Origin of the sequence: Micromonospora sp. DT15, assembly GCF_049841475.1 — a bacterium.
GTDB lineage: Bacteria > Actinomycetota > Actinomycetes > Mycobacteriales > Micromonosporaceae > Micromonospora.
The window spans coordinates 106,271-132,216 of sequence record NZ_JBNCKJ010000008.1; the positions used below are offsets into that span (position 1 = coordinate 106,271).

Sequence of the window (25,946 nt, forward strand, 5' to 3'; positions counted from 1 at the left end):
GCCAGACCGTGCGGCCTGGCGGGCGTCGAGGTGGTGATTCGGCTCAGCCGAGGGTGAACTTCTCCCAGGTGCTGATGGCCGGGCCGTTGGCGATCAGTGGCTTGCTGCCCGCGCCGTCGGCGCTGACGTACTTGCTGTTGATGCCGGCCTTGAAGCTGACCGTGCCGTCGCTGTTGCGGACCATTGCGAACTTCTCCCAGGTGCTGACGGCCGGGCCGTTGGCGATCAGCGGCTTGGTGCCCGCTCCGTCGGCGGACACGAAGCGGCTGTTGGCGCGGGCGAAGAGGGCGATCTGACCGCTACCTAGGTCGGCGATGTCGAACCGCTCCCAGCTGCCGACGGTCGCTGCGCTCGCGATCAGCGGCTTCACACCAGCACCGTCGGCTATCACGTAGCGGCCGTTCACGCTGGCCTTCAGCGACCTGTTCGCGTCCGCGACCGGCACCTGGGCGAACTTCTCCGAGACGCTGATGGTGGACCGGCTGGCGCTCATCGAGACGGTGCCGCTGGCGTCGGCGGTGACGTACAGGTTGTTGCTCGCCTTGAGGCTGACGGTGCCGTCACTGTTGCGGACGACAGTGAACTTCTCCGGCGCGCCGACCACCTGGCCCGCGGCGTTCAGAGACTCGTTGGCCGACTGCGTCACGTAGCGGCCGTTGGACCGCGCGACGAGGGCCACCTGGCCGTTGCCGGCGTCCCCCAGGTCGTACTGCGCGGCGGCGGTCAACCCGGCCTGGTTCGGCAGGAGAACCGACGAGGATGTTCCCACGTAGCGACGGTTCGACATCGCGAGCAGGCCCACGGAAGCGGTCCGCCGCAGCACGCTGACCTGCTCGGTGCTGCTGCCGGTCAGGCCGTCGGTCCCATAGGGGGTGACGGTGACGTTGTAGGTGCCCGGCGTGGCGTACTTGTGCGTGGCGATCGGACTGGACTGGCGGGTGGCGGAGGTTCCGTCGCCCCAACTGAACTCGTAATCACGGATCGGGACGAAGCCCGGCGTCGAGGCCGAGGCATCCACCCTAACCGTGCTCGTGGCGAGGTCCACTGTGGCGTCGAAGGAGGACACCGGGTGTTTGATGGATTCGGCAGCGCCACGGTCGGCGTACGCGATCGGGCCGGCGCCGGTGTTCGGCACGGCCGGGTCGTCCCGGCGTGGCTTGCCCTCGGTGTCGAGCTCCTGGTAGCCGGGTGCCGTCGAGTTCGCCGAGTCGACATTCTCCCGGACATCCGAGGTGTACCGGTCGTGTGCGGCCTGCCCGGAGACGGTGCGGAACTGGGTGAGACCCATCCTGGTTCCGTTCCACGAGTAGCCGGTCGCGGACGTGGACTGGTGCCAGGTGTTGTTGTAATCGATCACTGTGCCGCTCAGCGCGGCGTCGCGGACCGCGATCTCAGCGCCTTCGGGAGCCTGCGGGTCGCAGTAGCCCTGGTTGAAGGCGGCGTTGTTGCGGAGCACGTTGTTCTGCACCGAGACCTGCGACGATGCACCGTCAACCTGGATGCCGCCCAGGCAGCGGTCCTGGATCTCGTTGTTGGCGATGGCAGTGCCCACGGCTCCGCGGTTGTGGATGCCGTACCCGATCCCGCCCTTGATCCGGTTGTTGGCGATCACCGTCCCGGCGGCGGCCGGGCCCACCGAGATGGCAGCTCCGGAGAAGCCGGCAACGTCGCCGTCGATGATCGTGTTTTGTGGCCCCTCGACTCGAATGCCCACGCCGTCATCGGCGGCGACGTGTTTCGGGTCGGTCGACACCAGTGAGTCCTCGACGAGCACCTCGCTGGTGGACGCATCCATGGTCAGGCCGCCGGCAAGCGCCGTCCCGCTGGCGGTGAGTTGTTCCAGCGCCGCCCCCCTCACGTTGGCGAGTCGGATGGCGGGCGCGGTCGCGACGTTCGCCATCGTGAAGTTGCCGCCCGCGATCATGATGTTCGAGGCGTTGCGCAGATCGATTGCCGGCACATCGGCTGACCCGCTGACATTGAAATCCTGGATGTAGATGTCGTGCTGGCCGTCGATGGCCAGGCCGGCGTTCGGCCCGACGAGCGTCACCGGTGTGCGGGGGTTCCGGGCAATGAAGGCGATTCCCGCCTCTGGTGTGCCAGAGCTGGTGATGGTGACGCGCTCGGCGTAGGTGCCGCCGTCGACCCAGACCTCCCCGGGGGCGGTCACCACGGCGGCTGCGGCACCGATCGTGCAGAACGGCGTGTCGTCGGAGCCGGGCCCCTGGTCGGAGCAGTTCGGGTCGGCCTGCCTGACGTGCAGAAGCATCACAGGGTCGTCTGCCTGGGCGGGTGCGCCGGTGGCCAGGAGGGTGCCGCTGGTCACCGCGATCGCGGTGAGGCCGGCGAGGGTTCTTCTACGCATGCATGCCCTCTGTCGTGAAAAGAGATTCGGCTTCGCCGGAGATCAGATGGAGACCATGATCCGATACCGGCTGGTAGCTGTGCCGCCCCGGGCGACAAAACGGCCACTCGGCCCCACCGACACCCGCCCCGGCCTGCCGGCCGCACGGGCCGCCGGGTAGGAGAGAATGAGGCACGTGACGACGATCCCCAACGTGCTGGCCAACCGGTACGCCTCGCCCGAACTGGTCGCCCTCTGGTCCCCGGAGGAGAAGGTCCGGATGGAGCGGCGGCTCTGGCTCGCCGTTCTCCGCGCTCAGCGCGACCTGGGAGTGCCGGTGCCGGACGGCGTTGTCGAGGCGTACGAGCGGGTGCTCGACCAGGTCGACCTCGCCTCGATCGCCGAGCGGGAGCGGGTCACCCGGCACGACGTGAAGGCCCGGATCGAGGAGTTCAGCGCGCTCGCCGGGCACGAGCACGTGCACAAGGGGATGACCTCCCGGGACCTCACCGAGAACGTCGAGCAGCTCCAGGTGCGCGCCTCGCTGGAGCTGATCCGTGACCGGGTGGTGGCCACCCTGGCCCGGTTGGCCTGGCTGGCCCACGAGCACTCCGAGCTGGTCATGACAGGCCGGTCGCACAACGTGGCGGCGCAGGCCACCACGTTGGGCAAGCGCTTCGCGTCGGCGGCCGAGGAACTGCTGATCGCGTACGAGCGGCTGGAGGAGTTGATCGCCCGCTACCCGCTGCGGGGGATCAAGGGACCGGTCGGCACGGCCGCCGACCAGCTCGACCTCTTCGACGGTGACGCCGACAAGGTGGCCGAGTTGGAGCGGCGGGTCGCCGAGCACCTGGGCTTCTCCCGGGTACTGGACAGCGTCGGGCAGGTCTATCCACGCTCGCTCGACTTCGACGTGCTGGCCGCGCTGGCCCAGACGGCAGCCGCGCCGTCGTCGTTGGCCACCACGATCCGGTTGATGGTCGGCCAGGAGCTGGCGACCGAGGGCTTCAAGCCGGGTCAGGTCGGTTCCAGCGCGATGCCGCACAAGATGAACACCCGTTCCTCGGAGCGGGTGAACGGCTTCGCCGTGATCATCCGGGGTTACCTGTCGATGGTCGGCGAGCTGGCCGGTGACCAGTGGAACGAGGGGGACGTGTCCTGCTCGGTGGTCCGCCGGGTGGCGCTGCCGGACGCGTTCTTCGCCGCCGACGGGCTGTTTCAGACGTTCCTCACAGTGCTCGACGAGTTCGGCTCGTACCCGGCAGTGATCAACCGGGAGCTGGAGCGGTTCCTGCCGTTCCTGGCCACCACGAAGATCCTGGTCGCGGCGGTCCGGCGAGGCGTCGGCCGGGAGGTCGCCCACGAGGTGATCAAGGAGCACTCGGTAGCGGTGGCGCTGGCCATGCGCGAGCAGGGCTCCCCGGAAAACGACCTGTTCGACAGGTTGGCCGCCGACGGCCGACTCGGCCTCTCCCGAGCCGACATCGACACCCTGGTCGCCGACCGCAACGCCTTCGTGGGCGCCGCCCAGGCCCAGGTGGCAGCGGTGACGAGCCGCATCACCGCTGTGGTGACCGCCCACCCGAACGCCGCCACCTACAGCCCACCCCCCATCCTCTAACCCCACCCCACCCCTGGCCCTCCCGGGGCTGTTGATCATGAAGTTATTGCCACGACACGCCGATTGGGGTGGCAATAACTTCATGATCAACGAGGCCGAGGGTCCGGGCCCGGTTGGTCGGTGGGTGGGTTGGGTTACTCGCCGGTTGGGGTTTCTGCTGCGGTGCGGAGGTTGGGGGCGCTGGCGGGTTCGGCGATGCCGCCGAGAGATTCGGCGAAGGCCGGGTCGGTGGCGGTCTCCGCTGCGACCGCCGGCTGGTCGGCCGGCATGACCTCGGGCATCTTGGGTACGGCGACCACTGCCGTCCCGTACGCGCAGATCTCCATCCACATCTCGCCGCAGTCCCGGCTGTCGAACCGCATGCCGATCACCGCGTTCGCGCCGATTCGGAGGGCCTCCTCGCCGAGGCGGGTCACCGAGTCGGTGCGCCACCGGGTCAGGTTGTCCGGGGCCATCGGGTCGTACGCGCCACCGCGCAGGTTCTTCACACCCTCGCGGTACGGGTTGCGCGTCCTGGCCATCGATGACACCACCTCACCGAGAATCTGGCGGATCTCGTAGCCGGGCAGTTGCTCTGTCGTCACGACCAGCACGGTTCCGATGCTGTCAGGAGTGGCCCGACCCGATCGGGTGCATTGTTCACCTGATCGGATGCTGCAAAACGACGCGGCGCGGACGGCCGGCACGTGGCCGACCATCCGCGCCGAGCGGGGCGCTAACCGTCAGACACCGGCCACCGAGGTGATCCACGCCCGGTTGTACGCAACGCTGCCGTAGTTCTGGATGCTCGACCCGTCGGCGGTGGAGGCGACGCCGACCTGCTGACCGTTGTAGAACTGCGGGCCGCCGGAGTCACCGCGCCAGGCGTTGCCGTTGATCCGGGTGCTGCGGATCGCCTGGCCGCCGTACGCGTCGGTGGCGCCGTTGCTGGTCACCCGGACGGTAGCGGTCTTGAGCTGGGTGGACGCCGAGCAGCCGCTGTAGCAGGTCATGCCCCAGCCGTAGATCGAGTTCGTCGAGTTGATCGGCGGGTTGCTGCTGGCCAGGCTGACCGCGGAGGTGCTGACGGTGCTGGAGAGCCGCATGAGCGCGAGGTCGTTGCGGGTGTAGGTGGCGCTGACCGTGCGGGTGACCCCGCCGGAGGTGCGGTTCACGCTTCCGACGCGCACCGACATGGTGCCGCTGATGCAGTGCCGGGCGGTGAGCACCCACTGCGCGGCGATGACGCTGCCGGAGCAGGTGAACGAGCCGTTGCTGAGCACCGCGGCGGCCCAGGGGGCGGACGAGACGGTGCCGCCGCCGATGATGGGTTGCGGGCCGGCGGGGGCGGCGGACGCGGCGGACGTGACGCCGAGGGCGCCGACCAGCGCGGTGCTGAGTACGGCGAGCAGGGGGCGGATGCGCATCGGGTGGACTCCTTGGACGGGGCGGGCCCGGGGTCGCCGGGCGCGGGCGGCACCGGACGGCGGGGGTTCCCGGCGCCGGCAGATCGACCTACGTCGATGTAGAGTAGGGCGCGACGCGATCGTTATCAAGGAGGTCATCGAGCGTTATCAAGGAGACCATCGAGGTTGCCCAATGTAACGATTCGGCCACCCGCCGCGCCGTATATGTCCTGCTGGGGCCACCTGTAGCGCCTGACGTGTCACCCTGAGCGTCAGTAATGTCGATCACTGCCTGAACCGCACCCGGCCGGTGCGTCCGCGGCGATATCTGCCAGGTACGCTGGCTGCGCTCGCCCATTTGTGGGTCGGCACCCAACTGCGTACACAGTCAGGAGTGCCCAGTGCCTCGCGTCGTCGTCGACGTCATGCTCAAGCCCGAGATCCTTGATCCGCAGGGCCAGGCCGTCGCAAACGCGCTGCCCCGGCTCGGCGTCGGTGACGTCGCCTCGGTTCGGATCGGCAGGCGCATCGAGATCGAGTTCACCGGTGAACCGGACCTGGACCGCGCCCGGGAGATTGCCGACAAGCTGCTCGCCAACCCGGTCATCGAGGACTTCACCGTCCGCGTGGTCGAGGCCGACGAGACCGCGGACGCCCGCTCGTGACCGCCCGGGTCGGTGTGGTCACCTTCCCCGGCTCGCTCGACGACGGGGACGCGGCCCGGGCCGTCCGGATCGCCGGCGCTGAGCCGGTCCGGCTCTGGCACGGCGATCCGGAGCTGCACGGTGTCGACGCGGTCGTCCTGCCCGGCGGCTTCTCCTACGGCGACTACCTGCGGTGCGGCGCCATCGCCCGGTTCGCCCCGGTGATGGAGACGATCGTGGACGCCGCTCGGAGTGGCCTGCCGGTGCTCGGCATCTGCAACGGCTTCCAGATCCTCTGCGAGGCGCACCTGCTGCCCGGCGCGCTCACCCGCAACCAGCACCTGCACTTCCGCAACCGGGACCAGGTCCTCCGCATCGAGTCGGCCGGGACGGCGTGGACCAACGCGTTCCAGCCCGGCCAGGAGGTGCTCATCCCGGTCAAGAACGGCGAGGGCTGCTACGTCGCGGACACCGCGACGCTGGACCAGCTCGAAGCCGAAGGTCGGGTGGTCGCCCGCTACGTCGGCGGCAACCCCAACGGGTCCCAGCGCGACATCGCCGCGATCACCAACGCCGCCGGCAACGTGGTCGGCATCATGCCGCACCCCGAGCACGCGGTGGAGGCGCTCACCGGCCCTTCGCTGGACGGCCTCGGCTTCTTCACGTCGGTCCTCAAGCACCTGGTCGGGGCGCCGGCATGAGTGCGAGGAGCGGCTTCGGCGGGCACGAGCGCAGCGAGGAGAGGTCATGACCACCCATCCGGATCCGGTACGGGACACGCCGGAGGCGTACTCCGCCCCGGCGCAGCCGTCCGAGCCGAGCCCCGCGCAGCCGGCCGCACCGGCGACCGCTCCCGCCCAGCCGGCCGCCGCCGTCTGGGCCGAGGGCGTGGACACCGTGCCGCGCGCCGGTGGCACCCCGGGCGAGCTTCAGCCGTACACCGAGCTTGGTCTGCGCGACGACGAGTACGACCGGATCCGGCAGATCCTCGGTCGCCGGCCCACGCAGTCCGAGCTGGCGATGTATTCGATCATGTGGAGTGAGCACTGCTCCTACAAGTCGAGCAAGGTGCACCTGCGCCAGTTCGGTGAAAAGGCCCCGCACAGCGACCGGCTGCTCGCCGGCATCGGTGAGAACGCCGGTGTCGTGCAGATCTCCGACGAGCTGGCGGTGACCTTCAAGGTCGAGTCGCACAACCACCCGAGCTTCGTCGAGCCGTACCAGGGCGCGGCGACCGGCGTCGGTGGCATCGTCCGGGACATCCTCGCCATGGGCGCCCGCCCGGTCGCGGTGATGGACCCGCTGCGCTTCGGTGCCGCGGACCACCCGGACACCGCCCGGGTGCTCACCGGCGTGGTCGCCGGAGTGGGCGGCTACGGCAACTGCCTGGGCCTGCCCAACATCGGTGGCGAGCTGGTCTTCGACCCCTCCTACCAGGGCAACCCGCTGCTCAACGCGCTCTGCCTGGGCGTGCTGCCGGTCAACCGGTTGCAGAACAAGGCCGCCGCCGGGCCGGGCAACGTTGTCGTCCTGATGGGCGCCAAGACCGGCCGTGACGGCATCGGCGGCGTGTCGGTGCTGGCCAGCGCCACCTTCGACGAGGGCAGCGAGGCACGCCGACCCGCCGTGCAGGTCGGCGACCCGTTCACCGAGAAGCTGCTGATCGAGGCGTGCCTTGAGCTGTACGACGGCCAACTTGTCGTCGGCATCCAGGACCTCGGCGGCGCCGGCCTGACCTGCGCGCTCACCGAGACCGCCGCCGCTGCCGGCACCGGCATGCGGGTCTGGCTGGAGCGGGTGCCGCTGCGCGAGCCCTCGATGGACCCGCACGAGATCCTGGCCAGCGAGTCGCAGGAGCGGATGCTGCTGGTCGTCGAGCCGGACAAGCTCGACGCGGTGCTCAAGACCTGCGAGAAGTGGGGCGTTCTCGCCACCGCGATCGGTGAGGTCACCGCACCGGAGCCGGACGGCCGCCCGGGTCGCCTGCTGATCACCTGGCAGGACCACCTGGTCGTCGACGTGCCGCCGGGTTCGCTGGTGGACGACGGCCCGGTCTACGCCCGCCCGATGCGCGAGCCGGCCGACCTGATCCTGCTCCAGGCCGACCGGGCCGAGACGCTGCCCCGCCCGGCCGACCCGGACGCGCTGCGGGAGACCGTGCTGCGCATGATCGCGTCGCCGAACCTGGCCGACAAGACCTGGGTCACCGAGCAGTACGACCGCTACGTGCTGGGCAACACGGTGCTCGCCCAGCCGGAGGACGGCGGCGTGATCCGGATCGACGAGCGGACCGGCCTCGGTGTGGCGCTGTCGGTCGACGGCAACGGCCGGTACACCCGACTCGACCCGTACAACGGCACCAAGCTGGCCCTGGCCGAGGCGTACCGGAACGTCGCGGTGACCGGCGCGAAGCCGATCGCCGTGACCAACTGCCTCAACTTCGGTTCGCCGGAGGACCCGGGCGTGATGTGGCAGTTCGCCGAAGCCGTACGCGGCCTGGCGGACGGCTGCCTGGAGCTGGGCATCCCGGTGACCGGCGGCAACGTCAGCTTCTACAACCAGACCGGCGCGGCGGCCATCCACCCGACCCCGGTTGTCGGCGTGCTGGGCGTGCTGGACAACGTCGCCGACCGGGTGCCGATGGGCTTCGTGCCGCGCGCCGCTGGCGACCACGACCAGCTCTACCTGCTCGGCGAGACGAACGTGGAGCTGTCCGGCTCGGAGTGGGCCTGGGTGACGCACGAGCACCTCGGCGGTATTCCGCCGCAGGTCGACCTTCTCCGCGAGAAGGCGCTCGCCGAGCTGCTGGCCGAGGCGGCCCGCGTCGGTCACCTCAGCTCGGCACACGACCTCTCCGACGGGGGCCTGGCCCAGAGCCTGGTTGAGTCCTGCCTGCGTCGCGGCGTCGGTGCCCGGGTCGCGGTGCCGGAGCAGTTCGCCGAGGGCTCGATGCCGTTCGTCTACCTGTTCAGCGAGTCCGCCACGCGGGCGCTGGTCTCGGTGCCGCGCGGCCACGACAAGGCGTTCGCGGCGCTCTGCGCCGAGCGGGGCGTGCCGTTCGAGCTGATCGGCGTCACCGACCCGTCCGGTGGGGCGCTCGAGGTGCACGGCCAGTTCCGGATCGGCCTGGACGAGCTGCGTACCGCGCACACCGAGACGTTGCCGCGCCTCTTCGGGGGTTCGGCGTCCGTCGAGGTGCCCGCGCCGGCTGCCGGCGTGGCGGGTGCGGTCGAGGCCGTCCCGTTGCCGGGCGAGCCGGCCGAGCCGGTCGACGCGGCCGAGGTTGTCTCCGAGCCGATCGCATCCTCGGGTCCGTCTCCGGAGACCGGCGCGGTCGAGCCGATCGGGTCAGAGCAGCCGGGCGAGGTGTCCGAGCCTGACTCCGGTGTCACCGAGCCGTCGCCTGACGAGCGCTGAGGCGTTGACGGCCGCCGTCTACGGCCAGCCCGGATCGGGTGCCCGGTTCGACTGGGGGCTGACCGGGGCGGCCGAACTCGGCCGGGTCTGCGCGGCGCTGGTGGTGGTGGACGTTCTCTCGTTCACCACCGCCGTGGAGGTGGCGGTCGCCCGGGGGATGCGGGTGCACCCGTTCCCCTGGGGTGAGCAGGCGGCCGAGTACGCCGTCCGGGTCGGTGCGACCGCTGCGGTCGGGCGGCGGCAGACGACAGCGGAACATCCATGGTCGCTCTCGCCCGCCGCGCTGAGCAGCGCACCGGTGGTGGCGGACCTCGTGCTGCCCTCCCCGAACGGCTCGGCCATCAGCGCCGCCGCCAGCGCCACCGGCCTGCCGGTGGTCGCGGCGTGCCTGCGCAACGCGCGCGCCGTCGGGCACTGGCTGCGCCGCCAGGGGTACGGCACGCTGGACGCCCCGATCGGCGTGATCGCTTCGGGGGAACGGTGGCCGGACGGGTCGCTGCGACCGTCGGTGGAGGACCAACTCGGCGCCGCCTCGGTGCTGGACGCCCTCTCCGGTGTGCCCGGTGGGCTCTCGGTGGAGGCGGCCATGGCGCTCGCCGCGCTGGCGAGCACCCCGGATCTGCCCGCCGCGGTGCGCGGCAGCGTCTCCGGACGGGAGTTGACCGAGAGCGGCTTCGCCGCGGACGTGGACGTCGCCGTCCGGATCGGCGTGTCGGACGTCGTGCCGGTGCTCCACCAGGGCGTCTTCTCCGCCGCCTGACCGCCGCCTGACCGCGGACTGCCCGCGCCTGACCGCGGACTGCCCGCGCCTGCCCGCGCCTGCCCCACGCCTGCCCCGCGCTGGGCGCTCCCTGTGATCAACTCGGCTTTCCGGAAGTCGCGGTGTTGAGGTCTTCGGGATGGCCCGACTTCACTGATCGCGAGTGGGTCTTGCAGCGAAAACGGCCACCCGGATCTCCGGGTGGCCGTTTTCATGTGCTGTGGTGGGGTCAGTCGTCCAACCAGTCGAGGCGGCGACCGCCGCGCTCGGTCGGCGGCGGGGTGTCCGGTCGGTTCCGCCCGGCGGGCTGGCCGTAGCCGGCCTGGTCGTAGCCCCGGTCGTCGTAGCCGCCGCGCTGCTGCGGAGGCTCCTGACCGTAGTTGCCGCCCTGGTCGTAGCCGCCGGCCGGTTGGCCGTAGCCGCCCTGGTCGTACCTGCCAGCCTCCGGAGCGCCGTATCCTGCGGTCGGCTCGGCGGCGCGACCGCCGTACGGGGCGGCATCGGGCTGGCCGTACCCCTGCCCCTGCTCGGGCTGGTAGACGCCGGTGGCGTACGGGTCGGCCGGGGCCGGGTACTGGGTGCTGTCGCCGGTGTAACGGCCGGTCGGCTCGTCGAACCGCTCGCCGTAGCCGGCTCCGCCAGCGGGAGCCGGCGGGTAGGCGGCGGTGCCGCCCGGGGCGTCGTAATCACGACCGCCGTAGCCGCCACCGGAGGCGGGGGCGTTCCCGTAGCCGGCACCGGAGGCCGGAGCATTGCCGTAACCGGCGCCGGGCGCGGCACCGTAGCCGTCACCGGCCGCACCAGCGCCGTAACCGCCCTCGGGGCCGGCCGGGGAACCGTAGCCGCCACCGGAGGCGGGGGCGTTGCCGTAGCCGCCGGCACCGTACCCAGCGGACGCTGGCTCCTCGCCGTAGCCCGCGCCACCCCAACCCTGCTGACCCGCGCCGCCGTAAGGCTGGGCGGGCGCGCCGTACGGGTCCGGCGGAACGTCGTCGACCACCGGGCGGTGCATCATCGTCGGCGCCTCGCTCAGCGCTGCGCCGCCGACCATCGTCGGATCCGCTCCACCGCCGGGCCGACCGCCGACCACGCGGGTCTGGTCGTCCGGACCGCGGAAACCGCCCCGTGAGGGAGGCACCACACCGCCGCCGCCGGCAGCCGCCGGAGCGTCGTCGTCGTCGCCGTTCTCCCTGCGCTTCATCCAGAGCAGCACGATCGTGCCGACGCCGGCGGCGACCAGGAGACCACCGAGCAGAATGATCAGGTACGAGCTGAAGCCGCCGCCGTCGTCCTCGCTGCTGTTCGCGGCGTTCGCCGGAGCACCCTGGCTGGCCTCCTCGGTGGGCTCCTCCTCGGTGCCCTCCTCGGTCACCTCGTCGGTGGGAGTGGCCTCGGGGGTGGCGGACGGCGTGGCGCTCGGCGTCGACTCGGCCTTGATCGCGAGGCTGATCCGCTGCCCGGTGACGGCCTGCCCGGCGGCGGCATTAATGGACTTGGTTGCCACCACATTGTCGAAGCTGGCGCCTAAGGCGATCCGGCCGGGTGCGATCGGTTCGGCCGTGGTGCCGGTGAACCGGAAGTCGCCGTTGCCGTTGCTGGTGGTGTCTCGTTGCCGGCCGGTGCTGTCGCGCAGCATGACGACCGCGTTAGCGACTGCCTTGCTGTCGGCCTGCGAGACCACCTTGCCGGAGATTGAACGCACGGTCTGGTTCTGCGGCGGCGGCGGAGCGGCCTTGCCCTTCACCGTCAGCGAGACGGTGGCGGTGTCCGGGCCCGACTCGGCCTCGACGGCCACCGTGATGGTCGCGGTCGCGTCGCCAGCGTTGTCGTTGGCCGCGATCCTGACCAGCGCCGACCCTGTCGGGTTGCCCAGGCCGCCGCCGGAGAGTTTGACATCGCCGCAACCACTGGCGCAGCTGACGCCGGACGGCAGGCCGGCGAGGCTGACCTTCGCCGACTCGTCGCCATTACCCCCGGTGACGCGCACGGTGATTGTGGCGTCGCTGCCGGCGTTTACGGTGATCGAGCCGGGGGAAACGCTGACATCTGCGGCCATGGCTGGTGTGGCGGGGACGGCGAGCAGAGCGCCGGCAACCAGCGCTACGACCACACCGGCCCGCTGCTTCCAGGCACGTCGGTGTGTTGACACGTCCACCGCCTTCCGGGCTGACTTCCCTCTGACCGGCGGGGCGCCGGGCCGGGGATCATCACGGTACGAATACGCCGTCGGCAACTATGCCTTGTCCGACTGCATGAGCGCGACCCAGGGCCAGCGTCGCGTGTTTGGCCTGGGGGTCGTATCGTCCCGTCGTGTCCTCTCCGCACAGTAAGTCCGCTGCCGTTGCGGCCGCGTTGTCGGCGCTCGACGAGGGGCGTACACCCGAACGGCCGGTGTTCCGAGAGGCGGTCCGGTCGCTGTTGGCCGTCCTCGCGGAGCGCGCCCCCGGCCGATCGGTGGAGGTGCGCGTTCCACCATACGGGGCGATCCAGTGCGTACCGGGGCCTCGACACACCAGGGGAAATCCACCAAACGTGGTCGAGATGGCCCCGAACACCTGGTTGGAGCTGGCAACCGGCAGGGTCGCCTGGGCGGAGGCGGTCACCGACGGTCGCGTCCAGATGAGCGGCAACCGCGCGGACCTCTCGGCCTATCTGCCCCTCTAGTTGTCCCGATGTCCACTCCCCGTGACGCTGAGCAGGGGAATCGTGACTTTCTGTATTGACGCCGATTCGCGTACACTGTCAGGCGATGACAGTGGTCCCGGCAGAGGAGAGTGGATCCGCCCGTGATCCCCGCCCGGCCGGTCCAGACCAGCATGAGGGAGCGGTAGGTGCCCCGAGGCGACGGCCGGCTGAGCCACGACCTTGATCCCCAACGACCTGGCCCCCAGGATGCCTGTGGCGTCTTCGGCGTCTGGGCCCCCGGCGAAGAGGTTGCCAATCTGACCTACTTCGGCCTCTACGCCCTACAGCACCGCGGCCAGGAGGCGGCGGGCATCGCGGTGAGCGATGGCTCGGGCGTGGTGGTCTACAAGGACCTCGGCCTCGTGGCGCAGGTCTTCGACGAGCCCACCCTGGCCAGCCTGCGTGGTCACCTGGCTATCGGGCACGCCCGATACTCCACCACCGGCGCGTCCAACTGGGAGAACGCCCAGCCGACGATCCGGTCGACGACCTCCGGCACGACCATCGCGCTGGCCCACAACGGCAACCTGGTCAACACGGCCGAGCTGGAGAAGGAGGTCGCCGAGCGCGGCCTCATCGCGGACGGCTCGACAAACGACACCTCCCTGGTGACGATGCTGCTCGCCAGCCGACCGGATCTGTCGGTCGAGGCGGCGGCGCTGGAGGTGCTGCCGCAGCTGCGCGGCGCGTTCAGCTTCGTCTTCATGGACGAGTCGACCCTCTACGCGGCCCGCGATCCGCACGGCGTCCGCCCGCTGGTGCTCGGCCGCCTTGAGCGCGGCTGGGTCGTCGCCAGCGAGACGGCCGCCCTGGACATCGTCGGCGCCAGCGTGGTGCGCGAGGTCGAGCCGGGCGAGTTGATCGCGATCGACGAGAACGGGCTGCGCTCCACCCGGTTCGCCGCGCCGGAGCCGAAGGGCTGCCTCTTCGAGTACGTCTACATCGCCCGCCCGGATGCCACCATCGCCGGGCGCAACGTCCACTCGGCACGGGTGCAGATCGGCCGGCAGTTGGCCAAGGAGCACCCGGTCGAGGCCGACCTGGTGATCCCGGTGCCCGAGTCGGGCACCCCGGCCGCCATCGGGTACGCGGAGGCGTCCGGCATCACGTACGGCGCCGGCCTGATGAAGAACCCGTACGTGGGCCGTACCTTCATCCAGCCGTCGCAGACCCTGCGTCAGCTCGGCATCCGGCTCAAGCTCAACCCGCTGCGGGAGAACGTCCGCGGCAAGCGGTTGGTGGTGGTGGACGACTCGATCGTGCGCGGCAACACCCAGCGCGCCATCGTGCGGATGCTGCGTGAGGCGGGGGCGCTGGAGGTGCACGTCCGGATCTCCTCCCCGCCGGTCAGCTGGCCGTGCTTCTACGGCATCGACTTCGCCACCCGGGCGGAGCTGCTGGCCAACGGGTTGGACAACGACGGCATCCGGCGCTCCATCGGCGCCGACACGCTGGGCTTCGTTTCCCTTCCCGGTCTGATCGCCGCGACCGAGCAGCCGAAGACCAGGTTGTGTCGGGCGTGTTTCGATGGGGAGTACCCGATCGAGTTGCCAGCCGGCAACCTGATCGGTAAGCACGTGCTCGAAGGGGTGGGTCGACGCGTCGCCAACTCGGCGCCGGAGGCCCCGCTCACCAACGGCTCGTCCGTCGCCACTCCGGGTGGCGTTACCGCAAACCGCCCGTAGCACCAACCGGCGCGGCCCGGCTACCGCCGGCGGCACCGAGAACCAAAGGGGAGAACCGTGACGCACGTGTCCGAGCGCAGCGGCGCAGGAAGCAGCCCGACCGGCGCCGGCGGCGACCGCCAGCCGTGGACGGGCGGTGCTGGCCGCCAGGCGCGCAAACGCTCGGTCTCGTACGCCGACGCCGGTGTCTCCATCGACGCGGGTGACCGCGCGGTGGAGTTGCTCAAGTCGAAGGTGCGGCAGACCCGCCGTCCCGAGGTGCTCGGTGACCTCGGTGGCTTCGCCGGCCTGTTCCGGCTGGACACGAAGAAGTACAAGAGCCCGATCCTGGCGTCCTCCACCGACGGGGTGGGCACCAAGCTGGTGATCGCCCAGCAGATGGACATTCACGACACGGTCGGCATCGACCTCGTCGCGATGGTCGTCGACGACCTGGTGGCCTGCGGCGCCGAGCCGCTGTTCCTGCTCGACTACATCGCCACCGGCGAGGTGGTGCCGGACAAGGTCGCCGAGATCGGCGCGGGCATCGCCGACGGCTGCCGCTACGCCGGCTGCGCGCTGCTGGGCGGGGAGACCGCCGAGCACCCCGGCGTCCTGCGTCCGGACGAGTACGACATCTCCGCGACCGGCGTGGGCGTGGTCGAGGAAGCCGACATTCTGAGCCCCGAGCGGGTCGAGGTCGGCGACGTGGTGATCGCCATGCGCTCCTCCGGCCTGCACTCCAACGGGTACTCGCTGGTCCGGCACGTGCTGCTGGGCGCGGCCCGGATGCGTCTGGACATCGTGATCGACGACTTCGGTCGGCAGCGGACCCTCGGCGAGGAGCTGCTCACGCCGACCAAGATCTACGCCAAGGACTGCCTCAAGCTGATCGCCGAGGCCGAGGTGCGGGCGCTGTCCCACATCACCGGTGGCGGCATCCCCGGCAACCTGGTCCGGGTGCTGCCCGAGCACGTGGACGCGGTGGTCAACCGGTCCACCTGGAAGCCGCAGCCGATCTTCGACCTGATCCAGACGAAGGGTCGGATCGACGACCACGACATGGAGTCGACCTTCAACATGGGCGTCGGCATGTTCGCGATCGTCTCGGCCGAGGACGCCGACCGGGCGCTGGCCACCCTGACCGGCCGTGGCGTCGAGGCGTGGCAGGCCGGCGAGATCATCGAAGGCACCGGCAACGTGCAGATGGTCGGTCAGCACACCCGAGGATGATCACCCTCCGGTGATCGTACGGGCACCTGATCAGGGCTTCACCCGAGTGGCCAATGCCGCCTAGCCTGAAGGGCACCCTTCAGAGACGGTCGGAAAGCCCCGAGGCTTCCCGACCGCCTCTCAGGCTAGGCGGAGGAGGGCAATGGCTGCTCGGGGACAGTCGTTCAGCGGGATGCGCGGCCTTGCCGCCGTCCCGTCGTACGTCGTCATGCAGCCCACCACCCTCTGCAACCTCGACTGCGCGTACTGCTATCTGCCGTTTCGCGCCGCCGACCGCCGGATGCCGGTGGCGGTGGCCGAGGCGGTCGCGGCCGCTGTCAATCCGTGGGCGGCGACTGGTCGGTTCTCCGTGGTGTGGCATGGCGGCGAGCCCCTGGCCGCCGGTCGAGAGCACCTGGCCGATCTGATCGCCCCGTTCGGGCCGGCGGTCGAGCACCACGTGCAGACCAACGCAACCCTCATCGACGACGACTGGTGCGATTTCTTCGCCCGGCACGAGATGCGGGTGAGCGTGAGCGTCGACGGGCCCCGGGCGCGTAACGGCGACCGGGTCAACCGGGCCGGTCAGCCGGCGTACGACCGGATCCTGCACGGCATCTCGGTGCTGCGCCGGCGCGGTCTGCCCTTCTCCGCGCTGGCCGTGGTGTCCCGGCCCGAGCCGGGGCTCGCCACCGAGCTGTACGACTACTTCCTCGAGCTGGGCTGCGATGTGCTGGGCATCAACATCGAGGAGACCGAGGGGGTCAACACCCGCGACAACCGCCACGACCCGTCGGCGGTGTCCGCGTTCTGGGCGGAGTTGGTCGGGGCGTGGCGTCGGGAGCCCCGGATCCATCTCCGCGAGATCGAGTGGTCGTTGCGTTACGCCGCGGCGGTGCTGGACAACTCGGCGGACGGGGTGCTGCCCCGCCATCTGGACCCGATCCCGACGATCGGTCACGACGGCTCGGTGATCGTGCTGTCGCCGGAGTTGGCCGGGTTCACCGACCCCCGCTACGGCGACTTCAGCAGCGGCAACGTGCTGACGACCCCGTTGGCGCAGATCCTCGGCAACGCGGCGTCGACGCCGTGGGTGGGGGAGTTCCTGGCCGGTGTGGAGGCGTGTCGGGCATCCTGCCCGTACTTCGGCTTCTGCGGTGGTGGTCATGCCGCCAACCGTTACTTCGAACTGGGGCGTTTTGACGGTACGGAGACCGAGCACTGCCGCAACAGCAAGATCCGCCTATTGGAGGGAGTGTTGGAGCATGCCCGAGACCACCAGTCACCGGCGGCCTGAGCGCGAAGCGAACGACGGAGTCACCGAACGGGTGCGGGACGCGGCTCCCGCCCTCGTCGCGCTGCTCCAGGAGGCCGAGGACGCACGGCTGCTGCGTTCGGAGGTGTCGGGCGGAGGGGACTCCAGCGCGGTCTGCGCCTGGAACCACTTCGAGAACATCCCGACGTTCTACAACTGGAACAATCGCCCGCGCTGAGGGAGCCGTTGTCAGGGGCCTGTCGAGCGGCCGGAGTGGATCCGGTCGGGCCAGGCCCCTGATCGTCGGCGACTGCACCTGCTCGGGACGTGCGTGAGCACGCGGGGGTTACCGCGTGCTCAGCTGCGTCGAGAGGTCAGCGGGTCGGACGGACCCAGGGATCTGGGTCGTCGTCAGCGTGATCCTCATCATCATCGCCGACGGACTCTTTAGAGTCGTCGTCGAAGTGGTGCTCAGACTTACCAGCACCCGCCAGTTCGCGCTGCAAAGCGGTGAGGTCGGTGTTCGGGGAGTGGTACTTCAACTCCCGCGCCACCTTAGTCTGCTTGGCCTTAGCACGGCCGCGCCCCATGGCTCGACCCCCTCGCACAGAATGCGGGGCAGCCCGAAGGCGGGCCCCGATGACGTCAGGCATCTCTCGTGGCTCTTACGGTACATGGGGATGCCATCGTTCGGCACCTCGGGTTACCGTCAGCCGGCTCTGCGCGTCGCGTCGATCCGGCCGTCACCCAGTGTACCGGGTAAGGAGCGGAACGGTTAGCACCCGTGACACCGGACAAACCGCATCAAATTTGACCCCGGCTCAGCTTACCCAGCGAGGCCCGGCACCGGGGCCCGGAGGCGGATCTCGTCGACCCGCCCCCGGGGACGCTCAGCGAAGGTGGATCGCGCGCAGCCGGCCGACGTCCGCCATCCGCCGCTCCGCCAGCCGGTCGGCGGCCACCGCCGGGGGCACGCCCTCCGCGTCAGCCAGGTGCAGGATCTCGCGGGTGGTGTCGTAGATCCGGGTCGCCCGCAGCTTCGCCCGGTCGAAGTTGAAGCCCTCGATCTCGTCGGCCACCTGGATCACGCCGCCCGCGTTGACAACGTAGTCCGGGGTGTAGAGGATGCCCCGGTCGGCCAGCAGCTTCTCGATGCCCGGGTGGGCGAGTTGGTTGTTCGCCGCCCCGGTGACCACCTTGGCGCGCAACGCCGGCACGGTGTCGTCGTTCAGGGCGCCACCCAGAGCGCACGGCGCGTACACGTCGATGTCCGCGGCGACCAGCGCGCTGGCGTCGTCGACGAGGGTGACCTCAGGGTGGTTGCTGCGCACCCACGCCAGCGCCTTCGGGTTGACGTCGGTGGCGACCACCTCGGCGCCATCCTCCAGCAGGTGCCCGGTGAGGTACTTGCCGACCTTGCCCAGCCCGGCCACGCCGACCCGCCGGCCCCGCAGGCTCGGAGTGCCCCACACGTGCTCGGCAGCGGCCCGCATCCCCTGGAAGACACCCCAGGCGGTGAGGATCGACGAGTCGCCGGCGCCGCCGTGCTCGACGCTGCGCCCGGTCACGTAGCGGGTCTCGCGGGCGACCACGTCCATGTCCGCCACGTACGTGCCGACGTCACAGGCGGTGTAGTAGCGACCGCCCAGCGACTCCACGAAGCGGCCGTACGCGCGCAGGAGCGCCTCGCTCTTGATCTGCTCCGGGTCGCCCCAGATGACGGCCTTGCCGCCGCCCAGGTCCAGCCCGGCGAGAGCGTTCTTGTACGCCATCCCGCGGGACAGGTCCAGCACGTCGGCGAGGGCGTCGTCCTCGCTCGCGTACGGGTAGAAGCGGGTGCCGCCGAGTGCCGGGCCCAGCGCGGTGGAGTAGATCCCGATGATCGCCTTCAGGCCGCTCTGCTTGTCCTGGCAGAACACGACCTGTTCGTGACCGGTCGATACCGGGTCGTCGGTGCTCGCGAATACGCCCATTGTTGGCTCCTACTGTGGTGTGCGTCCTTGTGGGACGCGGACCTGGTGGACCCCGGCGGGGATGCTGCCGGTGTGATCGAGCCTAGTATCGGCCGCCGGGCAGGCGCTCGACGTGCCGCCGCCGTCCCACGGTGCGGCGCGCGTGCTCCGGCCGCTGACCGCGTACGGGCGTGGTTCGTGGGAGGATCGCGCGGTGCCGTCGCTCTTCGCTTCTTACCTGCGCGTGTACGAACCGCTGGCCGCGTTCGATCGGGACCGGCAGAGCTACTGGCGCCGCTACGTCTCGGAGGGGCGCGCGATCGCCCCGGTCGAGGGGCCCGGTCGGCAGCGGACGGCGGTGATCGAGGCGCTGGGCGCTGGCTGGACCCGGCTGCCGGACCTGCCGGAGGAGGCGTACGTCCTGGAGACGGACGACGGCCTGCTGGTCTGCCCGTGGAACCTGCGCATCCGGGTCGCTGAGGCGGCGCTCAGCGCCCGGGACGGGGTGCCCTCGGTGCTCGCCGACGCCTTCGTGCCGCCGGTGCTCGCCGGGCAGGCCAGGGCGGTGGTGGACGACTGGCGCAGTGGCGCCCGGGTGCTGGAGCACGGGGTGCCCCGGGTGCACGAGCAGATCGCCACCTGGGGCGTGCCGCTGCGGTGGTTCGTGCTCTTCGACCCGGCGGAGCGGGACCTGGTCACCCAGCCGGGCCGGCGGGCGTTGCGCTACCGCACCGAGATCTCCAAGGCTCGACGCCGCTCGTCGCGGGCGCTGTCAGTGCTGCGCAAGTCGGTGGGCGAGGCGCCGATCACCGAGGCGGTGGAGGAGGCGGCCCGCTGGCTGGAGGAATTCCATCCGCGGTCCGTGGTCGAGCTGGACTACGGCGGCCTGGTCGACCTGCTCTCCAACGAGACGCTCGCCGCGGACGACTCGCCCGAGCTGGTCGCCAGTGGCCTCGCAGGGCTGTCGCGCGGCGAGGCCGAGGAGGCGTCGGCCGCGTACGACAAATTGGTGGCCCGGTGGCGCGCGGTGCAGCTGTTGGAGCGGTGCAACTAGGGCATATCGCACTAGGAGCGCTCCCAAGGCGAGTTGTGCTCGTAGTTGACGCATCACGAACCGTGATCATGAGTCCTAATAAGGTACTTTCTGCCGTGTAAAAGTCGTAAAAATCGGGCATGGTTCATCCGTCCGTCTAGGGACCTTCATCCGTTCGGCCCATGTCGGACATCGGGGACTAGCCGGACCATGGGAGACGCGTCGGCCGGCGGGACCCCGGCCGATGTCTATACATGTGGAGGAGTGACCGATGGCATCGCGAACGCACGAACCAGAGCCGCTACTCACGCCGGCCGAGGTGGCGTCGATGTTCCGGGTCGACCCGAAGACGGTGACCCGGTGGGCCAAGGCTGGCAAGCTCAGTGCCATCCGCACCCTGGGTGGCCACCGTCGGTACCGTGAGTCGGAGGTCAGGGCGCTTTTGCAGGGCCAGATCCCGCAGCAGCGGCAGGGCGACTGAGCAGCGATAGTTCTTCGAAAGGGGCGGTGGATCTCGATCCGCCGCCCCTTTCGTGTGCGCCGCCGAGCACGACCCCGACCGCGGGTCAGCGCCGCGGGGTCAGCGCCGTGGCTCGGCCAACGTCACCCTGATGCCCACCGTGCCGCCCTCGCCGCGACGCAACCGGCTGCTCAGCAGACTCAGTCGACCGATCACGCGGTACTTGTGCTTGAGCAGGTCCCGGATCCGGCCGGTGTCACCACCTCCGTAGAGCGTCGCGTGAGCTGGCACCTCCGCGCCGTGTGGTCGACCCCGGACGTCGCACGGGGCGACGGTCACCTCGCCGTTGCGGCGGATCCGCTTCACCTTGCCGGAGTCGGCCCGGGTCCAGACTGCCAACGCCTCGCCGTCGCGCACCGCCCAGACCGGGGTCGGCACCGCCCGACCGTCCTTGCGGAAGGTCGTGAGCAGGATGTACTTCTCGGCCGACAGCCGGTCCAGCATGGTCACGCCGCCAGGATACGGCCGGTGCGGGGCACTGAGTGGCCAGATAGCGTGAACGTCGTGACGGTGGAGCCCCAGATCGGTGACGTGGTCGGCGAACTGCTGCGGGACACGCTCGCCGTGGCCACCGGGGTGGGCCCCCGGCCCCTGGTCGGTGGCCGACTGCCGCGACCGGTCATCGAGATCATCGAACGGGACGACGGTCTGATCAACGGCGCCCCGTCCGCGCACTACCTGGACGGGCCGGCCGAGTGGCAGCCGTACGACCACCGCGCGGTGGACCGGGCGCACGGCGAGACGCTGGACATTGGCACCGGAGCCGGCCGGATCGCGCTGCTGCTCCAGGAGCGCGGCGTACCGGTCACCGGGCTGGACACCTCCGCCGGCGCGCTGGAGGTGAGCCGGCGTCGCGGTGTCCGGCGGCTGGTGCACGGCACCGTCGACACGCATGTCGCCGACGGGTCGCGGTACGACACGTTCCTGCTGCTCGGCAACAACCTCGGGCTGTTCGAGGGGCGGGAGCGTGCTCCCGAGTTCCTGGCCGCGCTGGCCGCGCTGGCCCGACCGGGGGCGCAGATCATCGCGCAGGGCACCAACCCGTACGGCACCCGCGACCCGCTGCACACCGGCTACCACGAGCGCAACCGTCGACGCGGCCGGTTCGGTGGCCAGCTGCGGCTGCGGCTGCGCTACCGCGAGTTGAGCACCGAGTGGTTCGACTACCTGGTCTGCTCGGCGGACGAGTTCGCCAGCCTGGTGCACGGCACCGGCTGGCGGCTCACCGATGTGGACGACCGTGACGCCCCCTACTACCTGGCCACCCTGCGCCTCGTCGACTGAGCAGGACGGCCCCCGCTCACCGCCGGGCGGAGAGCGGGGGCCGTCCGTACGTCTCAGACCTGGACGGTCGGGGGGAGCTGCTCGGGCGGAAGGCCGCCGTCGCCGTCGACCACCTCGTCCGGTTGGCCGTCCTCGTCGATGTCGACCATGGTGATGTCCACCTTGCCGTCACCGTCGGTGTCGAACTGGAACAGGTCCGCCTTGCCGTCGCCGTCGGTGTCGACCACCCACACGTCGGTCTTGCCGTCGTTGTTGGTGTCGGCGCGCAGCAGTTCGACCCGCTCGTCGCCTCGGGTCTCCACGGTCTCCCCGGCGGTGACGCTCTCCGGTGCCTGGCTCATGTCGATGCGGTCCTTCCCTCGGTTGACGGGGCGTCATTACCCGATCCGGCGCTCCCCCACGCATGGACCGGGTCGTCGCGCTGTCTAGGGTCGCACCATGAGCGAGCGGAGCGGGCGGGACACCCGGGCCGGCGTAGCGGGGACCCCGCGCGTCGGCGGGCGGGACAGGGAGGCGTGATGAGCGATCGTTTCGTGGTCGTCGGTGCCGGCACGATGGGGCTTGGCATCGCGTACGTGGCGGCCGGCGCCGGGCACGCCGTCGAGTTGGTCGAGGTGGACCCCGAGCGGGGTACGGCCGCGCTGAACCGGCTCGCCGAGCTGTGGGAGCGGGCTGTGCAGCGCGGGAAGTTGAGCGCCGACGAGGCCGCCACGAACCGGCAGCGGGTGACGTTGCGCCCAACCCTCGCCGATGTCGCTCCCGCCCCCCAGGTGATCGTGGAGGCGGTGCCGGAGCGCCTCGAGCTGAAGCGTGCGGTTCTCCGGGACGCCGCCGCGCTGCGTCCGGCACTGCTGGGCAGCAACACCTCCAGCATCGCCATCGGGGCGCTGGGCGCCGAGCTGGACGCGCCCGAGCGCTTCCTCGGCCTGCACTTCTTCAACCCGGTCTGGGCGATGGCGCTGCTGGAGATCGTGGTCGGCCCGGCCACCGCCGAGGAGACCACCGCTGCGGCCGTCGCGCTCGCCGGCCGGCTCGGCAAGGACCCCGTCGTCGTACGCGACATGCCCGGATTCGCCACCTCCCGGCTCGGGGTCACCCTCGGGCTGGAGGCGATCCGGATGGTCGCCGACGAGGTGGCCAGCCCGGCGGACATCGACAAGGCCATGGTGCTCGGCTACCGGCACCCGATCGGGCCGTTGGAGCTCACCGACCTGGTTGGGCTCGACGTGCGGCTGGACATCGCCCGCACCCTTCAGGCCGCGTACGGGGACCGTTTCGCGCCGCCCCAGGTGCTGGTGGAGATGGTGGCCGCCGGGCGGCTGGGCAAGAAGTCCGGGCAGGGCTTCTACCGCTGGGAAGGCGGGGTCAGGCAGTGAGCGGGTTGCGGATCGAGGAGCGTCCGGACCGGCTGGTGGTCACGCTGGACCGGCCGGAGAAGCGCAACGCCATCGACGCCGACCTGATCGCCGAGCTGCACCAGGTCTGCGCCGAGTTGGAGGCCCGCCCGCGCCTGCTGCTGCTCACCGGCGGCGCGTCGGGCATCTTCGCCGGTGGCGCCGACATCGGCCAACTCCGCGAACGGGGTCGCACGGACGCCCTCGCCGCGATCAACTCGGCTGCCTTCGCCCGTATCCGGGCGCTGCCGATGCCGACCGTGGCGGCCGTCGACGGCCCGGCGTTGGGCGGTGGCGCGGAGCTGGCGTACGCCTGCGATCTGCGGGTGTGCACGGCGCGGGCGGTGTTCGGGCAACCGGAGGTGCGGTTGGGCATCCTGGCCGGCGCCGGCGCGACCCACCGGCTGCCGGCGTTGATCGGCGAGGGCCGGGCCAAGGAGCTGCTCTTTACCGGCCGGCGGGTGGACGCCGCTGAGGCACTGCGGATCGGCCTGGTGAACCGGGTGGTGGACGAGCCCGGCGAGTTGCTGACGGTGGCGCACGCGTTGCTGGACGAGATCGCCCTGGGCTCACCGTTGGCGGTGCGGCTGACCAAGCTGGCGGTGGACGCGCCGGCCGCCGCGCACCCGCACCTCGACCTGGTCAGCCAGGCGGTCCTCTTCGAGGACGACGAGAAGCAGCGCCGGATGACCGAGTTCCTGGAGCGCCGCCGGCCGCGCTGATCCCGCGTACGCAGAAACGGCCGCACCGGCGTGAAGCCGGTGCGGCCGTCGTCGTTTCTGGGCCTGCCTACTGCCGGATCTGCACCCCGGCGTCGGCCAGGCCGCGGATCACCTGGGCGGACTCACCGAAGCCGATGATCAGCACGGCGTCCGCGCCGAATGCCTTGATCTCCTTCGCGCCGCCGCTGAAGTCGACCGGAGCGGCCTTCGCGTCGGCCGGCGGCTCGTACGTCAACAGCTTGAGCCGGTCGTTGGCGATACCGGCCTTCTCCAGCTCGTCGCGGACGGTGCCCTGGAGGCCCTCACCGTAGGAGTCCTTGCGGGCGACGATGACGATCTTCTGCGACCCGTCGCGGAGGATCACGTCGGCCAGCGCCCGGCCCTGGAGGCTGTCCGGCGGGGCGGTGCGGAAGTAGAGGCCGTTGTCTTCCACGTCGGTCAGCCCGCTGTCGGTATTGGACGGGGAGAAGAGGACCTTCCCGGCCTGCACCACGTCCGGCAGCACCGCCCGGGAGATGCCCGAACCGCCGGCACCGATGATCACGCTGACGCCGTCCGTCACGTGCTTGGCCACCGTCGCCTTAGCCACCGCCGGGTTGGTGCCGTCGTCGCCGTCGAGCCACGTCACCGGCTTGCCCAGTGCGCCGCCAGCGGCGTTGACCTCCTTGATCGCCAGCGCCGCGCCGGCGGCCATCGGCGGGTAGGCGATCGAGAGGTCACCGGTCTTCGGCAGCAGGCCACCCAGGATCAGTGGCTCCTGGTCGGCGGCGGCGCCACCCGGGCGCTGCTTCTTCGGCTTCGGCGGGGCCTTGGTGCTCGCCGCCGACTCGATGCCGGCACCGACGAACTCGGTCTTGCCGTCGTTGATCTGCTGCCCGTCGAAGGTCAGCGTCGCGTAGCTCGCGGTGGCCGGCTCACCCTTGTCGGTGAAGCCCGCCCGGGTCAGCGACACGCTGCGGTACTCGATGTCCTGCCCGTTGCGGGCCAGCGCGAGACAGCTCGTCGGGTTTTCGCAGCGCTGCCCGTCGTTGGTCACGGCGACGATCTGCTTCGCGATGTCGGTGGGGTCGGTGCTGCCGGCCAACTGGGCGGCGAGCACGGCGATCACCACCGCGTCGTACGTCTCGGCGGAGTAAAGATAGTCCGTCAGCGCCGGATTGACGGCCCGTAGCCGGCCCTTGAAGTCGTCTGGCAGCGGCACGAGGGGCGTGGTGCCCTTCATCCCGTCGACGAGACTCGCCCTTTCCTTCAACTCCGCTGGATAGGAGTTGAGCATGTTGCCGTCCGTGCCGTAGAGGCGCACCTGTTGGGCGCTGGCCTCTTCGGGCTTGTCATCCCCGCAAGCGCTTGTGGCGAGCAGGATCGTCGCGCAGGCAGCCAGTGTGGCTACCCGCGAGCGGCGTGATACGAACATGGTCGTCCTTCCTCCGGCGAAGGTCCGCTGCGCACATTAGCGTGCCGAGGCCGGCGGCGGGACCGTGGAGGTGGCGTAATGCGCAGGTAGCTCGCGTTGAACACGGACAGTGACGGTTGAGGGGGCGCTTGACCACCCGTCCTACTGTGCGCTGCGTGACGGACCTACCACAGCAGACGTTCGATGACGCGGCCGCCGTGCTCCGTTCGGCGCTGACCGGCGATGGAGACGCGGTGGTGGGAGCCTTCGACGCGGTCGTCGACCGGGCCGGCCTGGACGGCGCGTACGACGTCGCCTGGTGCCTGGCCGCGACGATGCTCGGTGACGCGCCGGCAGCCAGCGGGGCGGCGCTCGACTTTCCGGGGATCGACCAGGCCGGGTACGACACCCGCTGGGTGGCCCGCTTCGTCAGCGCGTACGCGAATCGGGACGAGCCGACCGGGGAGGCGCTGTTCGGCGCGGCGGCCGCCGACGGGCTGCTCCCCGACTGCCTGCTCACACTCGCCGGTTCGACGATCGCCACACTGCGCAGCCGCGCGGAGTGAACCGCCACCGGGTCGCGGGGGGGGGGGGGGGGGGGGGGCCCGCGCGCGGGGGGGGGGGGGCGAGAAGGGGGGTTGAAACAAAAAACAAACCCCCG

25 protein-coding genes are annotated in these 25,946 nt (G+C 70.7%); 16 read left to right on the top strand and 9 right to left on the bottom strand.

Annotation, left to right across the window (positions count from 1 at the left end; all coding sequences use genetic code 11):
- Positions 1–43: 43 nt before the first annotated feature.
- A complete protein-coding gene (locus ACLQ3F_RS18950) occupies positions 44–2,365 on the bottom strand; it encodes a right-handed parallel beta-helix repeat-containing protein (protein WP_425850466.1) in 2,322 nt (773 codons plus the stop codon).
- Positions 2,366–2,540: 175 nt separating this feature from the next.
- On the opposite strand from ACLQ3F_RS18950, the gene purB reads away from it, so the two are divergent.
- Positions 2,541–3,965, top strand: coding sequence for an adenylosuccinate lyase (gene purB / locus ACLQ3F_RS18955; RefSeq protein WP_425850469.1), 1,425 nt, complete (start codon positions 2,541–2,543; stop codon positions 3,963–3,965).
- A gap of 134 nt (positions 3,966–4,099) precedes the next feature.
- On the opposite strand, the gene ACLQ3F_RS18960 is transcribed toward purB, so the two are convergent.
- On the bottom strand, positions 4,100–4,663 hold the full coding sequence (locus ACLQ3F_RS18960) for a YbjQ family protein (RefSeq protein ID WP_357203695.1): 564 nt from the start codon (positions 4,661–4,663) through the stop codon (positions 4,100–4,102).
- Between the two features lie 24 nt (positions 4,664–4,687).
- A complete protein-coding gene (locus tag ACLQ3F_RS18965; RefSeq protein ID WP_355004709.1) occupies positions 4,688–5,371 on the bottom strand; it encodes a S1 family peptidase in 684 nt (227 codons plus the stop codon).
- 380 nt (positions 5,372–5,751) lie between these two features.
- On the opposite strand from ACLQ3F_RS18965, the gene purS reads away from it, so the two are divergent.
- Genes purS through ACLQ3F_RS18985 form a run of 4 tightly spaced genes read left to right on the top strand, consistent with a single transcriptional unit; the run spans position 5,752 to position 10,171 of the window.
- The gene (purS, locus tag ACLQ3F_RS18970) at positions 5,752–6,015 is read left to right on the top strand and encodes a phosphoribosylformylglycinamidine synthase subunit PurS (protein WP_350854676.1); all 264 of its coding nucleotides are present in this window, start codon (positions 5,752–5,754) and stop codon (positions 6,013–6,015) included.
- A complete protein-coding gene (gene purQ / locus ACLQ3F_RS18975) occupies positions 6,012–6,695 on the top strand; it encodes a phosphoribosylformylglycinamidine synthase subunit PurQ (protein ID WP_357203691.1) in 684 nt (227 codons plus the stop codon). Before purS ends, purQ begins: the two co-directional genes overlap by 4 nt.
- Before the next feature lie 46 nt (positions 6,696–6,741).
- Complete coding sequence (gene purL / locus ACLQ3F_RS18980; RefSeq protein ID WP_357257547.1) at positions 6,742–9,411, top strand: phosphoribosylformylglycinamidine synthase subunit PurL; 2,670 nt, start codon at positions 6,742–6,744, stop codon at positions 9,409–9,411.
- Positions 9,412–9,415: 4 nt separating this feature from the next.
- The gene (locus ACLQ3F_RS18985) at positions 9,416–10,171 is read left to right on the top strand and encodes a 2-phosphosulfolactate phosphatase (protein ID WP_112586203.1); all 756 of its coding nucleotides are present in this window, start codon (positions 9,416–9,418) and stop codon (positions 10,169–10,171) included.
- A gap of 229 nt (positions 10,172–10,400) precedes the next feature.
- Here ACLQ3F_RS18985 and ACLQ3F_RS18990 read toward each other — a convergent pair whose 3' ends face one another.
- Positions 10,401–12,320 (bottom strand): carboxypeptidase regulatory-like domain-containing protein, encoded by a 1,920-nt coding sequence (locus ACLQ3F_RS18990; protein ID WP_425850472.1) that lies wholly within the window; start codon positions 12,318–12,320, stop codon positions 10,401–10,403.
- A gap of 161 nt (positions 12,321–12,481) precedes the next feature.
- Between ACLQ3F_RS18990 and ACLQ3F_RS18995 the strand changes: the two genes are divergently transcribed.
- The 5 genes from ACLQ3F_RS18995 (at position 12,482) to amcA (ending at position 17,225) form a co-directional block, all read left to right on the top strand.
- Entirely contained in the window at positions 12,482–12,835 is a 354-nt protein-coding gene (locus tag ACLQ3F_RS18995) for a sterol carrier family protein (RefSeq protein WP_238672767.1), read from the top strand.
- 167 nt (positions 12,836–13,002) lie between these two features.
- Positions 13,003–14,541 carry an amidophosphoribosyltransferase gene (gene purF, locus ACLQ3F_RS19000; RefSeq protein ID WP_357206838.1) on the top strand — a complete coding sequence of 513 codons (1,539 nt, stop codon included), beginning with the start codon at positions 13,003–13,005 and terminating at the stop codon, positions 14,539–14,541.
- Between the two features lie 57 nt (positions 14,542–14,598).
- Positions 14,599–15,753 carry a phosphoribosylformylglycinamidine cyclo-ligase gene (purM, locus tag ACLQ3F_RS19005; protein WP_196920530.1) on the top strand — a complete coding sequence of 385 codons (1,155 nt, stop codon included), beginning with the start codon at positions 14,599–14,601 and terminating at the stop codon, positions 15,751–15,753.
- A 172-nt stretch (positions 15,754–15,925) separates the two neighbouring features.
- Positions 15,926–17,029, top strand: coding sequence for a cyclophane-forming radical SAM peptide maturase AmcB (gene amcB / locus ACLQ3F_RS19010; RefSeq protein ID WP_425850735.1), 1,104 nt, complete (start codon positions 15,926–15,928; stop codon positions 17,027–17,029).
- The gene (gene amcA / locus ACLQ3F_RS19015; RefSeq protein WP_357206840.1) at positions 16,998–17,225 is read left to right on the top strand and encodes a multiple cyclophane-containing RiPP AmcA; all 228 of its coding nucleotides are present in this window, start codon (positions 16,998–17,000) and stop codon (positions 17,223–17,225) included. Before amcB ends, amcA begins: the two co-directional genes overlap by 32 nt.
- Before the next feature lie 136 nt (positions 17,226–17,361).
- Here the strand turns inward: amcA and ACLQ3F_RS19020 are convergent, their stop codons facing one another.
- Positions 17,362–17,577, bottom strand: coding sequence for a DUF3073 domain-containing protein (locus tag ACLQ3F_RS19020; RefSeq protein ID WP_124821603.1), 216 nt, complete (start codon positions 17,575–17,577; stop codon positions 17,362–17,364).
- A gap of 300 nt (positions 17,578–17,877) precedes the next feature.
- Positions 17,878–18,960: a Glu/Leu/Phe/Val family dehydrogenase gene (locus ACLQ3F_RS19025; protein WP_145796214.1), complete on the bottom strand. Its 1,083-nt coding sequence runs from the start codon at positions 18,958–18,960 to the stop codon at positions 17,878–17,880.
- Between the two features lie 193 nt (positions 18,961–19,153).
- On the opposite strand from ACLQ3F_RS19025, the gene ACLQ3F_RS19030 reads away from it, so the two are divergent.
- Both ACLQ3F_RS19030 and ACLQ3F_RS19035 read left to right on the top strand, forming a co-directional pair.
- Positions 19,154–19,993: a hypothetical protein gene (locus ACLQ3F_RS19030; protein ID WP_425850736.1), complete on the top strand. Its 840-nt coding sequence runs from the start codon at positions 19,154–19,156 to the stop codon at positions 19,991–19,993.
- A 250-nt stretch (positions 19,994–20,243) separates the two neighbouring features.
- Positions 20,244–20,453: a BldC family transcriptional regulator gene (locus ACLQ3F_RS19035; RefSeq protein WP_007073996.1), complete on the top strand. Its 210-nt coding sequence runs from the start codon at positions 20,244–20,246 to the stop codon at positions 20,451–20,453.
- 99 nt (positions 20,454–20,552) lie between these two features.
- On the opposite strand, the gene ACLQ3F_RS19040 is transcribed toward ACLQ3F_RS19035, so the two are convergent.
- The gene (locus ACLQ3F_RS19040) at positions 20,553–20,942 is read right to left on the bottom strand and encodes a PPOX class F420-dependent oxidoreductase (RefSeq protein WP_357206845.1); all 390 of its coding nucleotides are present in this window, start codon (positions 20,940–20,942) and stop codon (positions 20,553–20,555) included.
- A 54-nt stretch (positions 20,943–20,996) separates the two neighbouring features.
- Here ACLQ3F_RS19040 and ACLQ3F_RS19045 point away from each other — a divergent pair, with 54 nt between their 5' ends.
- Complete coding sequence (locus ACLQ3F_RS19045; RefSeq protein ID WP_425850479.1) at positions 20,997–21,776, top strand: class I SAM-dependent methyltransferase; 780 nt, start codon at positions 20,997–20,999, stop codon at positions 21,774–21,776.
- Positions 21,777–21,829: 53 nt separating this feature from the next.
- Here the strand turns inward: ACLQ3F_RS19045 and ACLQ3F_RS19050 are convergent, their stop codons facing one another.
- A complete protein-coding gene (locus tag ACLQ3F_RS19050) occupies positions 21,830–22,117 on the bottom strand; it encodes a hypothetical protein (RefSeq protein ID WP_355004718.1) in 288 nt (95 codons plus the stop codon).
- Positions 22,118–22,294: 177 nt separating this feature from the next.
- Here ACLQ3F_RS19050 and ACLQ3F_RS19055 point away from each other — a divergent pair, with 177 nt between their 5' ends.
- Together ACLQ3F_RS19055 and ACLQ3F_RS19060 are read left to right on the top strand one after the other, a co-directional pair.
- The gene (locus tag ACLQ3F_RS19055; protein ID WP_425850482.1) at positions 22,295–23,152 is read left to right on the top strand and encodes a 3-hydroxyacyl-CoA dehydrogenase family protein; all 858 of its coding nucleotides are present in this window, start codon (positions 22,295–22,297) and stop codon (positions 23,150–23,152) included.
- Complete coding sequence (locus ACLQ3F_RS19060; protein ID WP_357208494.1) at positions 23,149–23,892, top strand: enoyl-CoA hydratase/isomerase family protein; 744 nt, start codon at positions 23,149–23,151, stop codon at positions 23,890–23,892. Before ACLQ3F_RS19055 ends, ACLQ3F_RS19060 begins: the two co-directional genes overlap by 4 nt.
- Positions 23,893–23,959: 67 nt before the next feature.
- On the opposite strand, the gene ACLQ3F_RS19065 is transcribed toward ACLQ3F_RS19060, so the two are convergent.
- Entirely contained in the window at positions 23,960–25,306 is a 1,347-nt protein-coding gene (locus tag ACLQ3F_RS19065) for an ABC transporter substrate-binding protein (protein ID WP_357208503.1), read from the bottom strand.
- 155 nt (positions 25,307–25,461) lie between these two features.
- Here ACLQ3F_RS19065 and ACLQ3F_RS19070 point away from each other — a divergent pair, with 155 nt between their 5' ends.
- Entirely contained in the window at positions 25,462–25,851 is a 390-nt protein-coding gene (locus ACLQ3F_RS19070; protein WP_357208505.1) for a hypothetical protein, read from the top strand.
- Positions 25,852–25,946: the final 95 nt, after the last annotated feature.

Coding starts and splice junctions, on each gene's coding strand:
- ACLQ3F_RS18950 (WP_425850466.1), bottom strand. CDS start 2,365: ATGCGTAGAAGAACCCTCGCCGGCCTCACCGCGATCGCGGTGACCAGC.
- ACLQ3F_RS18960 (WP_357203695.1), bottom strand. CDS start 4,663: ATGGTCGGCCACGTGCCGGCCGTCCGCGCCGCGTCGTTTTGCAGCATC.
- ACLQ3F_RS18965 (WP_355004709.1), bottom strand. CDS start 5,371: ATGCGCATCCGCCCCCTGCTCGCCGTACTCAGCACCGCGCTGGTCGGC.
- purL (WP_357257547.1), top strand. CDS start 6,742: ATGACCACCCATCCGGATCCGGTACGGGACACGCCGGAGGCGTACTCC.
- amcB (WP_425850735.1), top strand. CDS start 15,926: ATGCGCGGCCTTGCCGCCGTCCCGTCGTACGTCGTCATGCAGCCCACC.
- amcA (WP_357206840.1), top strand. CDS start 16,998: ATGCCCGAGACCACCAGTCACCGGCGGCCTGAGCGCGAAGCGAACGAC.
- ACLQ3F_RS19020 (WP_124821603.1), bottom strand. CDS start 17,577: ATGGGGCGCGGCCGTGCTAAGGCCAAGCAGACTAAGGTGGCGCGGGAG.
- ACLQ3F_RS19025 (WP_145796214.1), bottom strand. CDS start 18,960: ATGGGCGTATTCGCGAGCACCGACGACCCGGTATCGACCGGTCACGAA.
- ACLQ3F_RS19035 (WP_007073996.1), top strand. CDS start 20,244: ATGGCATCGCGAACGCACGAACCAGAGCCGCTACTCACGCCGGCCGAG.
- ACLQ3F_RS19050 (WP_355004718.1), bottom strand. CDS start 22,117: ATGAGCCAGGCACCGGAGAGCGTCACCGCCGGGGAGACCGTGGAGACC.
- ACLQ3F_RS19055 (WP_425850482.1), top strand. CDS start 22,295: ATGAGCGATCGTTTCGTGGTCGTCGGTGCCGGCACGATGGGGCTTGGC.
- ACLQ3F_RS19065 (WP_357208503.1), bottom strand. CDS start 25,306: ATGTTCGTATCACGCCGCTCGCGGGTAGCCACACTGGCTGCCTGCGCG.